This window comes from Candidatus Endomicrobiellum trichonymphae (assembly GCF_002355835.1).
GTDB classification, from domain to species: Bacteria; Elusimicrobiota; Endomicrobiia; order Endomicrobiales; family Endomicrobiaceae; genus Endomicrobiellum; species Endomicrobiellum trichonymphae.
In genome coordinates this window covers 249,735-262,552 of record NZ_AP017459.1, presented here as the reverse complement: position 1 = coordinate 262,552, position 12,818 = coordinate 249,735, and the positions used below count along the sequence as shown (strand labels likewise).

The 12,818-nt window shown below is 36.7% G+C and carries 14 protein-coding genes; 2 read left to right on the top strand and 12 right to left on the bottom strand.

The features are described 5' to 3' along the window. Positions 1–31: 31 nt before the first annotated feature. From hisG to RSTT_RS01310, 3 genes are read right to left on the bottom strand one after another with little or no spacing between them, the layout of a single operon-like run. Positions 32–904 (bottom strand): ATP phosphoribosyltransferase, encoded by an 873-nt coding sequence (gene hisG / locus RSTT_RS01320; RefSeq protein WP_015423187.1) that lies wholly within the window; start codon positions 902–904, stop codon positions 32–34. A 22-nt stretch (positions 905–926) separates the two neighbouring features. After that, positions 927–1,382 carry a CvpA family protein gene (locus RSTT_RS01315; RefSeq protein WP_096525398.1) on the bottom strand — a complete coding sequence of 152 codons (456 nt, stop codon included), beginning with the start codon at positions 1,380–1,382 and terminating at the stop codon, positions 927–929. A gap of 21 nt (positions 1,383–1,403) precedes the next feature. Next, positions 1,404–2,624, bottom strand: coding sequence for a DUF1015 domain-containing protein (locus RSTT_RS01310; RefSeq protein WP_096525397.1), 1,221 nt, complete (start codon positions 2,622–2,624; stop codon positions 1,404–1,406). Between the two features lie 168 nt (positions 2,625–2,792). Between RSTT_RS01310 and RSTT_RS01305 the strand changes: the two genes are divergently transcribed. Together RSTT_RS01305 and RSTT_RS01300 are read left to right on the top strand one after the other, a co-directional pair. Further along, positions 2,793–3,488 (top strand): hypothetical protein, encoded by a 696-nt coding sequence (locus RSTT_RS01305; protein WP_149030000.1) that lies wholly within the window; start codon positions 2,793–2,795, stop codon positions 3,486–3,488. Positions 3,489–3,552: 64 nt separating this feature from the next. Beyond that, on the top strand, positions 3,553–3,957 hold the full coding sequence (locus tag RSTT_RS01300; RefSeq protein ID WP_172412807.1) for a M23 family metallopeptidase: 405 nt from the start codon (positions 3,553–3,555) through the stop codon (positions 3,955–3,957). An 80-nt stretch (positions 3,958–4,037) separates the two neighbouring features. On the opposite strand, the gene RSTT_RS01295 is transcribed toward RSTT_RS01300, so the two are convergent. The 9 genes from RSTT_RS01295 to pnp all read right to left on the bottom strand — a co-directional run bounded on the left by RSTT_RS01295 (position 4,038) and on the right by pnp (position 12,750). Continuing rightward, positions 4,038–4,487, bottom strand: a complete 450-nt coding sequence (locus tag RSTT_RS01295) for a phosphatidylglycerophosphatase A family protein (RefSeq protein ID WP_096525394.1) — start codon at positions 4,485–4,487, stop codon at positions 4,038–4,040. Next, complete coding sequence (gene pgsA / locus RSTT_RS01290; protein WP_096525393.1) at positions 4,480–5,103, bottom strand: CDP-diacylglycerol--glycerol-3-phosphate 3-phosphatidyltransferase; 624 nt, start codon at positions 5,101–5,103, stop codon at positions 4,480–4,482. The genes RSTT_RS01295 and pgsA overlap by 8 nt, the downstream gene beginning before the upstream one ends. A 56-nt stretch (positions 5,104–5,159) precedes the next feature. Next, the gene (gene rimO / locus RSTT_RS01285) at positions 5,160–6,479 is read right to left on the bottom strand and encodes a 30S ribosomal protein S12 methylthiotransferase RimO (RefSeq protein ID WP_096525392.1); all 1,320 of its coding nucleotides are present in this window, start codon (positions 6,477–6,479) and stop codon (positions 5,160–5,162) included. A 550-nt stretch (positions 6,480–7,029) separates the two neighbouring features. Further along, positions 7,030–7,203: a helix-turn-helix domain-containing protein gene (locus RSTT_RS01275; protein ID WP_269457772.1), complete on the bottom strand. Its 174-nt coding sequence runs from the start codon at positions 7,201–7,203 to the stop codon at positions 7,030–7,032. Positions 7,204–7,346: 143 nt separating this feature from the next. Then, entirely contained in the window at positions 7,347–7,598 is a 252-nt protein-coding gene (locus tag RSTT_RS01270) for a hypothetical protein (protein ID WP_096525390.1), read from the bottom strand. Further along, positions 7,570–7,749 (bottom strand): hypothetical protein, encoded by a 180-nt coding sequence (locus tag RSTT_RS01265; protein ID WP_096525389.1) that lies wholly within the window; start codon positions 7,747–7,749, stop codon positions 7,570–7,572. The genes RSTT_RS01270 and RSTT_RS01265 overlap by 29 nt, the downstream gene beginning before the upstream one ends. Positions 7,750–7,767: 18 nt before the next feature. Then, complete coding sequence (locus RSTT_RS01260; protein ID WP_096525388.1) at positions 7,768–9,939, bottom strand: FtsK/SpoIIIE family DNA translocase; 2,172 nt, start codon at positions 9,937–9,939, stop codon at positions 7,768–7,770. A 209-nt stretch (positions 9,940–10,148) separates the two neighbouring features. Continuing rightward, the gene (locus RSTT_RS01255; protein ID WP_015423179.1) at positions 10,149–10,571 is read right to left on the bottom strand and encodes an acetyl-CoA carboxylase biotin carboxyl carrier protein; all 423 of its coding nucleotides are present in this window, start codon (positions 10,569–10,571) and stop codon (positions 10,149–10,151) included. 109 nt (positions 10,572–10,680) lie between these two features. Then, positions 10,681–12,750 carry a polyribonucleotide nucleotidyltransferase gene (gene pnp / locus RSTT_RS01250; protein ID WP_096525387.1) on the bottom strand — a complete coding sequence of 690 codons (2,070 nt, stop codon included), beginning with the start codon at positions 12,748–12,750 and terminating at the stop codon, positions 10,681–10,683. Between the last annotated feature and the right edge of the window lie 68 nt (positions 12,751–12,818).

The window sequence follows — 12,818 nt, the reverse complement described above, 5'->3', positions numbered from 1 at the left end:
ATCTGAAAATACTCAAAGAATTTACTGTTCTTTAATATATTATCTTATTTAACGGGTACTCAATAATGTCAGCCGCTCCGGATCTTTTCAGCGCGGGGATTATTTTTTTAACAGTCCGTTCTTCTATAATAATATCCAGAGCAATCCACTCACGATCGCTTAACTGCGATATCGTAGGTTTTTTATGCGCGGGAAGAACAACTATAACTTTTTCTAAAAACTTAAGAGGAACGTTCATCTTTAAACCTACCATCCCTTCTGTCGCAAGTGCCCCTTTTAAAAGCATTGCCATATTTTCAATTTTTTCTTTTTTCCAGTTATCATTTAATGCTTTGTCATTTGCAATAAATCTCGTGGTTGAAGAAAACATTTCGTCGATTACTCTCAACTTATTCGCTCTTAAAGATGAGCCCGTTTCAGTAAGTTCAACTATTGCGTCAACAAGCTTACCTGCTTTAGCTTCCGTCGCACCCCATGAAAACTCTATATCCGCCTTAATTTTATTTTTTGCAAAATACTTTTTTGTATAATTTATAAGTTCGGTTGCAACTCTCTTTCCCTCCAGATCTTTTATTGATTTGATTTTTGAATCTTCAGTCACTGCCAAAACCCACCTTACGGATCTGAATCCCGATTTTGCATAATTCAATTCACACACTTCCTCGACTTTTGCACCGCTTTCACAAATCCAGTCAAAACCGGTAAGTCCGGCATCAAAAAAGCCATCCTGGACATATTTTGCCATTTCCTGTGAACGCACAAGCATTATTTCCAACTCATCATCATCTGATATCAGATAATATGATCTCGACGATATACTTATTTTTGTGCCTGCTTTTTTAAATAATTCAACCGTCGCGTTCTGAAGGCTTCCTTTCGGAAAACCTAATTTTAACTTTTTCATAATTATAATATCTCCTTAGATTTTACTTTCGGCATTCTATCATTATTCTTCCAAGCGACTGCGAAATGTAATCTTTAAACACCGGAACCTCAGACTGCATTACGTGGGAAACGGTCTTATATATGTGCGATTGGCCGCACGACATATAAGTCCCGCAAAACACCGCAGGAATTATTATATTGACGGATACTACAAGCCAAATGCAGGCGCCTAATGCGGCACCGCCGATTCTATCTAAAATATTCAGATAGAAGAAACTGATCAGTCTCAACGTAAACCCGCCGGACATAATAACGAGCAGTGCAGTTATTACAAATACTAAATAGAAATTTAGTCCTTTCTGATGCGGATACTTACTTGCGGCAAAAACTGCTAAAAAGCCCGCAAGAAACGCAAAAAAAGTTCTTGTAAAACCCGCAAACCAGCCGAGCCAAACTGCCAGAACTACAGTTAACGTTAAAAAAATATCTATTGCCAAGACTTATGATATCCTTTATATTTATGCTAAACTGGCTATCACTATTCCGCTTGCAAGTTTCGGATAGAAATATGTTGATTTCTGCGGCAACATCTCGTTATTTAAGCTGACAGTTTTTAAAGATTTGACAGTCGTAGCCGGAACTATAACTGCAATTCTTCCTGTTTTCTGCGCAAGCAAAACCGCCTCTTTATCGTTTTCTACATAAGCGAATTCTGAAGCATCAGTTTTCGGCATAAGTATATAATGCAGAGTGTTTACCGCTAAATCTCTATAGGCTTTGCTTTTTCCGGGCATAGCCTTTTTAAGAAATGCCTCTTTTTTTATCGTTAAAACCCTGTATCTGCCGTCTTTAAAAATTATCATAGGTTGAATTTCTTTTTTAGAAAGTCTATGAAAATTTTTTGCCGGATGCACATCAAAATATTTTTCAATCTTTGATTCCAAATCTGCAGGCGCTTTAATAACTCTATGCACAGGCCAAATTGAAATTCCCGGGTCTTCAATTGGACACAAATAAACTAAAACATAATTATATCCTTTTGTCGGAGAATAATTTTCATTTTTTTCTTTTATCTCCTGACTGTAATCCCAAGCGGTCTCATATCTACGGTGTCCATCCGCTATAAATATTTTTTTGTCCGATAGATATTCTTCAACCGTTTTAATTATGTCTTCATCGCTGACAACCCACAACTTATGAAATGTCCTTTTTTTATCTCTTACTGTTGCCGAAGGCACTCTCTTCGCTATTTTCCTGCAGATATCCGTAACAACAAGTTTTTCATCTTCAAACAAACAAAAAACAGGACTGATGTTTGCTTTTGTTGCTTTCAAAAGTCTCAGTCGGTCGGCGTTAGATCTTGCGAGCGTTTTCTCATGCGGCTTCACCAAACCTTTCTCAGAATACGGCTCGTCAAGTTTCAAAGCCGCAAAAAAACCCTTCCTCGTCATCTCAATTCCGCAAACCTCAAAAATCTGCTCATAAAAATACAAAGATGGTTCCTTATCGCGCACAAGCACGCCGTTGTTCTGCCATGCATTAAATAAACTAGCGGCATTTTTATATTTGTCACTTTTGTCTCCGGGATCGGACAACTCAATATTTACTATATTGAAGGGCGAAAGTTCCTGAAGCCTTTTTTTTTCTTCGGAATCTATAACATCATAAGGCGGACATATAAAATCTGTAATAAACTTTTTTGAATATCTTATCGCCTGAAATGCTTTTATTTCTGCCATTATACTTCTCCCGAAAATCCGGGCGTTTTATACCCGATTGAAGGCTTGATTTTACCATAAATTCCCGCTATTGTCAAAAAACTTAAAATCTGATATAATAATTACATTATGAACTTTTTTTCAAAGAAAACTTTCATGTTATTATGTATTTTTTGTTTCATTGTCGCTATGTTAATCGCCAAAAAAAACACTTCAAGCACTGAATATACAGCTGCTACGGATAACCACAATCCCAATATAGAAACAGTAATAATTCAACACGGCGATTCTTTCTCTTTAACATTAAACAATACAAGACTCCCTCCAAAGGATTCAAGCGATATCATAAGAGAATTAAAAAAAGTCTTAAATATCAACCGTTGCTTACCGGGAGACTTCTACGAAATATTTTACGATTCAAGAACTGGAGAATGGACGGACTTTTTGTATTATCCGACAGGTACTTCATATTGCTTAATAACCAAATCCTCAGACGGCGTCATAAAAACAGAAAAGAAAAAATTTTCAACAACCATAACAGAACATAAAGCGCAAGGGATTATCAATTCTTCCCTGTGGGCAGCAATGAAATCTCAAAACATACCGCTGGAAATAATAACCTCTTTTACAGACATATTTTCATGGCATATAGACTTTCTTAGAAAGGCAAAAAAAGATGACGCTTTTAAAATTGTGTACGAAGTAGAAAATATAAGCAAAAAAAATAAAAAGCTGTCATCAAGAATTATCGCAGCTCAGTATAAAACACCTTTAAAAACCTATAACGCATTTTATTTTAAACCAAAAAAACGCAAGAAGCGGATATTTCGACGAAAATGGCAAATCTATAAAAAGTGTATTTTTAAAAGCTCCTCTGCAATTTAAAAGAATAAGTTCGAACTTTACAACAAAAAGAATCCATCCGATATTAAAATGCGTAAAATCTCATTTGGCTACGGATTACGCTGCTCCTTTTGGGACGCCCGTGTCGACTGTCGGGGACGGAATTGTGAAAAAAGTAGAGAGTACCAAACAGTTCGGTAATTTAGTTGTCATAAAACACCCAAACAATTATGAAACATATTACGCACATCTTTCAAAATACGCAAAAGGGATAAAGGAAGGCGTAAGAGTAAATCAAGGAGAGGTTATAGGATACGTAGGTATGACAGGTTTTGCCACAGGAGCGCACTTGGATTTTAGAATAAAACACAACAATAACTTCTTTGACTTCTGTAAAATAGAACAACCAACAATAACATTAACCAGTGAAGATAAAAAAGAATTCAAAGAAAAAATACAAAATCTTCTTGATATTTTTGATGATCGACTGCAAAACATCGAATGCGGCTAATTATCCCGCTCACTACGCAGTCTGACACCAATCAACAACAGCGTAATTGAAATGTCAACACTAAATCAAAAGAAAAAAGTTCAATATGCCACAAATCTTAAAACCTGCAATATTATATTCGTAAATATTCCTGCTACCACATCGTCTATGGTAATTCCCAGTCCGCCTTTTACTTTCTGAACTTCTCTTATAAATAGCGGCTTTCCTATATCAAATATTCTAAACAATAAAAAGCCTAAAAATAAAAACATAAAAGTTTTAGGCAAAAACGCAACCGAAACCCATACTCCCGTAACTTCATCTATGACTATTCTCAGGTCATCCTTTTTATTATAAATATCTTCGGCAAGTGAGGAAAATAAAACCGAAATGCTAAACATTGCAGCAAGCACAAAAATCTGAAATATATAAATATCCGTCACAAATAACGCCCAAAACAAAATGCCGGCCAAACTGCTGAACGTACCCGAAGCGGATTTTATATAACCCAAACCAAAAACCGAAGAAAAAAATATCACTATTTTATCCATTTTCACTGAACAGTTTTCTGTATCTCAATATATATTTTACGCCCGAATAAACCGTAAGCACGATGGCAACAAAAGTTGTCCAAAAGGGCATCTTTTCCATTATAAGCGACAATGCGGTATAAGATCCGAAATCATAAAGTCTAAGAGTATCAGGAGTTAGCCCCGTAAACTCAAAAAGCGCTTCGCGCGCTATTAAAATCACCATTATTACTATAATTACGACTATCTGCGATACAGTCTTGCATTTTCCAGACTTGTCTGCAGGTATCATTATATTTCTGGCTGCAGCTATGGAACGAAGTCCTGTAATTATAAATTCTCTAGCAATTATGATAATAACCATCCATACGGCAATGCCAAGCATAGGAATATTAACAAAATATATAAAAGCAGCAGATATTAACATCTTATCAGCAATAGGATCTAAAAATATTCCCAAAGATGTTATGGTTTTACTTCTTCTAGCTATCTGCCCATCAAGCATATCCGTAATTGATGCAGCACAAAAAACAGCTAGTGCTAAAACACTATTATAGAATCCGCCTAATTCCATAAATAAAGTAAAAAATGGAAGCATACAAATTCTTGCTATGGTAAGCCTGTTTGCCAAATTCACTCAGTCCCTCCACTTTAAGATCATCTAAGATAAACTTAAGTTAGCAAATAAAATCGTCAAATATATACTTTTATATTATAACCGTCAACGCTTCTTACTTTTGCCTTATAGAATCCTCCGACCGCAAGAGGTTTATCGTTTTCCAATATTATATTTCCATCAATTTCAGGCGATTGAAAACTACTTCTTCCTTTTATACTATATACGTTCCCTTTTTTTAAACAGCTTTCAACAAGAAATTCAACAGTATTGTTTTTTATTTTATCAATTTTTGCTTGAAAAATATCATATTGTGCATTTTCTATCATTATTTTTCTTTCTTTTGCGGCGGCAGCTCTGACATGCCTTTTCAACTTTGACGAGACAGCTTCTTTGAGATCGGAATATTCAAAAACTCCTGCATATTGAAAATATCCACGATTTAAAAAATTTATAAGTTCGTTTACGTCTTTTTTCGTCTCACCGGGAAAACCCGCTATTATCGACGTCCTCAAAACAATATCAGGCAATTTTCTCTTTATTTTCTCAATAATACCAGGTGTATTTAACGGACGCTTCATCGCAGATAAAACATTTTTACTCGCGTGCTGTATGGGAATATCCATATAACTGCAAATTTTTTTATGTTCTTTAAACACTTCAATCAAACCGTCGGTAATACTCGACGGATAAGCATAAAGCAACCTTATCCATTTTAACCCGTTTATTTTTGAAAGTTTTACAAGCAGTTTATCCAAAACGAAAGCGCCGTAAATGTCTTTTCCATAACCCGTTGTATCCTGAGCTATTAATATAAGTTCTTTTATGCCGCTTTCTGCCAATGCGGCAACTTCGTCAACTAATGATTCCATCGTGCGGCTTTCGTATCTTCCGCGCAAAGCTGGAATTATACAAAAACTGCATACGTGTCCGCAACCTTCGGCAATTTTCAAATATGCAGACGGAATAGTTGAAGAAAGCACTCTGTAATTAGAATCGTTCAAACCTCCGGGAGGCAAAATAAATCTGCCGAAATTTTTGCCGAAAACCAAATCCGGCAGATACTGCAATGTTCCCGTACCTGCAAAACCGTCGATGTCTGGGAAAAGCACAGACATTTTTTCTTTCAACAACTGTGGAAGACAACCTGAAACGTAAACACGCAAACTTTTCTTTTTTTTAATATCCAAAATAGTTCGTATGCATTTTTCGGATTCCGCTTTTGCCGCTTTTATAAAAGAACACGTATGTATCACGACAATGTCAGCTTTATCAAGATTACTGCTTATCTTAAAACCTTTTTCTTGAAAAATCCCAAGTAAGTATTCAGCTTCAACAGTATTTTTCGGACATCCTAAAGCTATTACGGCTATCGTCTGCATAATATTATCCGTCATTGTTTCTCTAAAATGACTGTATTGACATCCTGTACAGCTCCTGAAAAACTACTACGTCAACGTCAACACCGACTTTCCATTAAAAAATACATTAACGCCGGGCGTATAACCCCTATTTGCAACTCAAAACATTTGCCAGCTTCCCATGAATTTTTACTGTCTTATGCAACAGTTCCTTCAAATATCGGACTGTTATCGGAATCTATTTTAATCCAAGCATCGGCAACGGCTTCAACAACAAGTTTCTGTTTAGAATCAGAAAGAGTTTCTTTTTTTCTTCAAGAGCAGCGATAACTCCATCAGTATGATCCTGATTATTTAAATTTTCGATTTGAGGATGAGTTTTAACAAACAGTGGGATACTTAAAATACTTCTATAAAGCACAAAAAAAGCCGTAGCTATTATATAAAAGCACTAATTTTACTTTTTTGAGAAGTTTTTCCGAGTAATTCAATTTTCATATTTGATTTTTTTCTTCTTCGCTAGGCAATTCCTTAAGAAGACGTTTTCCCATACCAAACCTCTCAAACAGCTCTTCCGTATTAAAACTTAGATATTCAGAGTACGACCACACAAAACTTCTATAATAAACTGCCGCGAAAAAATACTCATATCACCGTCTTCAATTGCAGAGATATATTTTTCGCGGATCTTTGTAGCTTTATAAATGTCGGCAAAAGATATATTCATTTTTCCGCGTTTTTCTTTAAGTAACTCTCCTATTTTTTCACTGCATCTTCTAATTGAGCTTTATTACTTCAATGCAGGATTAAGAGTATAGCTTTCAAATATAATTTCCCCTCTAACTCCCTCAGACTCTATAACGGCTTTTCCGGGATGCATAGTTGCTTTTGAAACATATATTTTTATATTCCAGTCTTTTCTTTATTTTCTATCGGATTAACTTTAATAACAACATATTTTTCATTTTCTCCGCCTAAACTTATTATGTTAGTTCTTTTTATTTCTCTCCAGCTACTTCCAAAATTTATAAAAACTGCCAGAGCAAAGTCTCCATCAATGAAATTTTTCCAGCTGCAAATTACCGCCTGTCTATTTTCCGGGGCATAAATTGTAATATTTTTGCTGTTAATATATATGCGCTGTTCCTGCGGCATCCTTTAATTTATATAAATGCTGTCCGGTTTTCTTAAGAATATCATTGAGATTATCATCTTTACTATGTGCAAAAGCGACGACTGCCAAAACAATAAACGCAACCAACGCAGTAAAGGCACGGTCTGCCGTCGCAGTAATAAAATCCCGCACCGCATTAGATTATTTCTGTTAACTCTGCCTTTCAGCGCACGCTCCCCGCTCTGTTTCTTCCAAGTACTGTCTGATTTTATCATAATCTATCTGCCATTTATTAGTGCCTTCCGGTTTTGTTATAAAGCCTCTCGTTTCAAGAATGCTTAATATATTCGTAGCTCTTGCGGAACCGCCGAAATTTGCTTTAAGCAAATCCTGAGATATGCGTTTACGCTCATTTATAAGCTTAAGCGCGGGTATTAAATCTCTCGTTCTTTTCTCTTTGTCTGCATTAAAACCGACGGTTCTCTCAACTTCAGCGACTACAGGCTCGTATGATCTTGGGAAATTTTGTTCGTTTATAAACGAGATAACTTTCTCGGCTTCTTTTAATGAAACATAAGCTCCCTGAAGACGAGCGGGTCTTGCTTCTCCGGGCGGCAAAAACAGCATATCGCCTTTACCCATCAAGCATTCCGCTCCAAGCATATCCAAAATAACTCTTGAATCTATTTTAGATGTCGTCTGGAATGAAAGCCTTGCTGGGAAATTGGCTTTAATAATACCGGTTACGACGTTAACCGAAGGTCTTTGAGTTGCAAGAATTAAATGTATACCTACCGCTCTTGCCATTTGAGCCAAACGTTGTACAGAATCTTCTATTTCTTTTTGCACCACAGTCATTAAATCAGCAAGCTCGTCAATTATAACGACAATATAAAATTCTTTCTCCCCTCCGGTTTCAACCATTTTGCTGTTATAATCTTCAATGTTCCTTGCCATTGCCTTTGCAAATTTCGTATATCTTTCATCCATAACGTTTACAAGTTTTTTCAAAGCCACCGCTGCCTCTCTATGACCGGTTATAATATCCGCATTAGTCGCACAAGTACATGGATTATATATGTGCGGAATATCTCTGTATATAGGCATTTCAACGCGTTTAGGATCAATCAACATAAACTTTACTTCGTCAGGACGCGCTTTATATAAAATAGAAAGTATTATAGTATGAATGCTGACACTTTTTCCAGAACCAGTAGCACCCGCGATTAAAAGATGCGGCATTGAAGCCAAATCAGTTACATAACCTGATCCATCCGTAGTTTTCCCCAAAGCCAAAGTAAGTAAAGATTTTGAATTTTCAAAAGTAGCGCTTTCTAAAATTCCTCTCAAACCGACAATAATGCCTGAAGAGTTGGGAACTTCTATTCCCACAACCGCTTTTTCGGGTATAGGAACAACTCTTATCGACGCAGTGCGCATAGCAAGAGAAATATTATCTATAATTCCGGACACCGTCTGTATTCTTATTCCGGGAGATAAAATCAAATCATAACGAGTTACTACGGGACCCGGAATAATATCTTTAACTTTTGCGTCAATATCAAAATCTGCAAGAGTGGTTCTCAAAAGTTCCGCTCTTTTCAAAAGTTCGTCTTTGCCTGTCTCAAAGTCTGCGGCAGAATCATTCTTAAGCAAACCAGCAACAGGAAGTTTATAATCAAAAATCTTGCTGTCAACTTTTGTCTGTTTAACAGTTGGACAGATAAGACTTTCCGCTTTTTTCTTTTCTTCTTTTTCCTGTCTGCTTAAAATGTTAGGCTTAGGAATTGCACGATCGGATTTCTGCAGTATCAAATATTCCTGCTTTTTCGCCTGCGCAATATCTTGAACTTTTTCTTCTTCCACTTTTGTTATGCTTGCTTCCGGATTTTTCAGAAAATTATTTATCGAAATCCTAAAAAGCTTTGCAACTGAGAACAAAAAGATTGCTATAATAACGGCAAAACCAAGCCATACACCAAAAAGTTCTTTAAAAAAAGGATATAGATTATCCCCTACCCAGCCGCCGCTGAAAATCTTAGTTGTAGGCACAAATGTCAAACACACCGCCTTAAATAATACAGAACAAGAAACAATGCAGATAACGGACCATATAAAATCAAGTTTTTTGCTCAACTCCACAGACTGCATTATATGTATTATGAAGTAACGTAAAAATATCAAAGGCAAAATGTAGATCGTCGGACCGAACACGGCAAACATCACAGCAAAGAATGCCCCTCCGAGTATTCCCGATCTGGATCGAACGATAAAAACATAAGCACTTAAAAAAGATGCTAAAGCAAAAAATAGGGCAGCGGCTTCCCTGTTTCTCTTTAAACTATCCTGCTTTTTATTTTTAGTTTTTTTGTTTTTTCTCACAAAAACAATCCCTTACTTTTCGGAAGTTATTTTGGAGAAATTCCGATGCTCTATCCAATTAACTTTACCTTCTTTTAAAAGCCGCTCTAACGAAAGATAAAGCATTGTATCCGTACACGCCCAGACTTGTCTTTATTTTATTACCGATAAATACAAAAGTTTCAACTATGGCAGAATTTATTTCCAGCTATTTCCATACATACCTTACCTCATACTTTTTCTACTTCAAACAAGTCCTGTCCCGAATTCACTGGTTTTCCGTTTTCCGCCAGCATTTTTAATATCTTAGCTTTAAAAGTAGCTTTTATTTCGTTCATAACTTTCATCGCTTCAATTATACACACGGTCTTTCCGATATTTACAATATCTCCCTCATTTACAAACACAGGAGACGATGGCGACGGAGATCTATAAAATACGCCCGCTATAGGCGTTTTTATAGTTTCACCTGAAACCATCGGCTCTTCTTGCACAATAATTTGTTTTTTCTGAACAGTCTGATTATTTTCATCGTGATCTTTGCGCTTTATGCAAATACTATAATTTCTTGAGTTTATCTCAAGTTCCTGAACTTTCTCCTCTTTCATTATTTCATAAAGAGACCTTACTTCGTCTTTAATATCATTAACCATATTATCAACCTTTTTATAAAAAAATGCGAAGATTTGAACGTAAAGAGCGGAGTTAACGCGGCTAAAAGCACAAAAAATACTAACTTAATAGACAAACGCCGCACTGCTATTATAAAGCCGCTTTAATGCTTAAATTTATTCTTCCCTGCTTATCAATTTCAATTACTTTAACTTTAACTTCGTCGCCTTCTTTTACAACGTCTTCAACTCTTTTTGTATGCCGATTTGAAAGTTGCGAAATGTGTATCAATCCCTCTTTGCCCGGCAAAATTTCGGCAAAAGCGCCAAACGCCATTATTTTTGTAACTCTGCTTTTATAAATTTTCCCGACTTCGGCTTCAACGGTCAAACATTCAACGTATTCCTTCGCAGACTTAACACCATCAGGTTCTACCCCGGAAATAAAAACCCTGCCGGTTTCTTCAATATCTATTTTAACGCTATTATCTTCCTGAATTTTTCTTATATTTTTTCCGCCGGGACCTATAAGCTCGCCTATTTTATTTTGAGGTATTGTCAAAGTTATCATACGAGGCGCATAATTTGAAAGATCATTTTTAGGAGCTGAAACCACCGCATCCATTTGATCTAATATAAAAAATCTTCCACGCTTTGCCTGTTCAAGAGCCTGAGCCACAATTTCAGTAGTAAGTCCCAAAATTTTTATATCCATTTGAAGAGCAGTAATGCCTTTTCTTGTACCTGCAACTTTAAAATCCATATCTCCGAGATGATCTTCCATTCCAGTAATATCCGTTAAAATAACATAACTGCCGCCCTCTTTCATAAGCCCCATAGAGACACCAGCACAGCTTGATTTTACAGGTACTCCGGCATTAAATAAAGCAAGCGACCCCCCGCAAACTGAAGCCATCGACGAAGAACCGTTTGATTCTAATATATCCGAGACTATTCTTACGGCATAACCGAAATCTTCTCCGTCCGGCATAATATGTCTTAAAGCTTTTTTAGCTAGATTCCCGTGTCCGATTTCCCTCCTGCTTACAGCTCTATCTCTTTTAGGTTCTCCCGTCGCAAAACCGGGGAAATTATAATGAAGCATAAAACGTTCTTTATATTCGACTATAAGCTCATCAATAACCTGCATATCACACGGGCTCCCCAGTGTTACAGTTACTAAAGCCTGCGTCTGCCCCCTTGTAAATAAGCTGGAGCCATGAACCCTCGGAAGCACACCGGTTTCACAAGTTATCGGTCTTATCTCTTCAAAACCCCGCCCATCTGTACGGATTTTTTTATTTAAAACAAGATCCCTCGCTTTTTGATAGAAAATATCTTCCAGTATCGCATCTATTGTCGACGGCAATTCTTCCGGATACTTTTCGAGAAGTCTCGACGATATGTCTTTTTTAAATGAATCCCAGAAAAATTCTCTTTCGCATTTTTCTTTAATTACGACGCTCATTTCAGCTTTCGAAACCGCTTCAGCTTCAATATCCGCTTTCAATAACGAGTTATGCTGAGGCTGTTCAACCACAATTTTTGTTTTTGCAGGAAGCGTCTTCTGAAATAAACATATTCCTTTTAACGTCTTTCCCGCCAGATTTAAAGCCTCAAGCATTTCAGCTTCTGAAAGTTCTCGCGCACCAGCTTCAACCATAGTCAAAGCCTCTTCAGTTCCACTGACAACCAAATCCAAATCACTCAATTTTTGTTCAGCAATAAGCGGATTTATAATAAGCTGTCCGTTTATCTTGCCTATTCTCACAGACGCTATAGGCGTCGTAAAAGGCAAATCGGAGGTGTATAACGCAATGGAAGCACCTAAAATAGCCGCCATCTCAGAATCATTCTCCCCGTCGTGCGAAAGAACAACAGCCGATATCTGAGTATCGTTTCTATAATATTCAGGAAAAAGAGGTCTGACGCTTCTGTCTATAAGCCTGCTTACCAATACTTCTCCGTCTCTAGGTCTAGTTTCTCTTTTAAAGAAACCACCTGGTATTTTGCCGGCTGCATAAGTTCTTTCCCTGTAGTCTACCGTTAAAGGCATAAAATCTATGCTAACTTTAGGCTCTTTTAAAGAAACCACCGTAACCAAAACTACTGTCTCTCCAATTCTTACAGTACAAGAACCGCCAGCCTGTTTCGCAACTTTACCGGATTCAACAATAAATTTTTTTCCAGCAACATCAACTTCTTTTTTAAAATATTCCACTCTTAAGCTCCATTAGTCGACACAACAACTCATACAAAAGATTCAAACACACACTTTTATCTTACTAT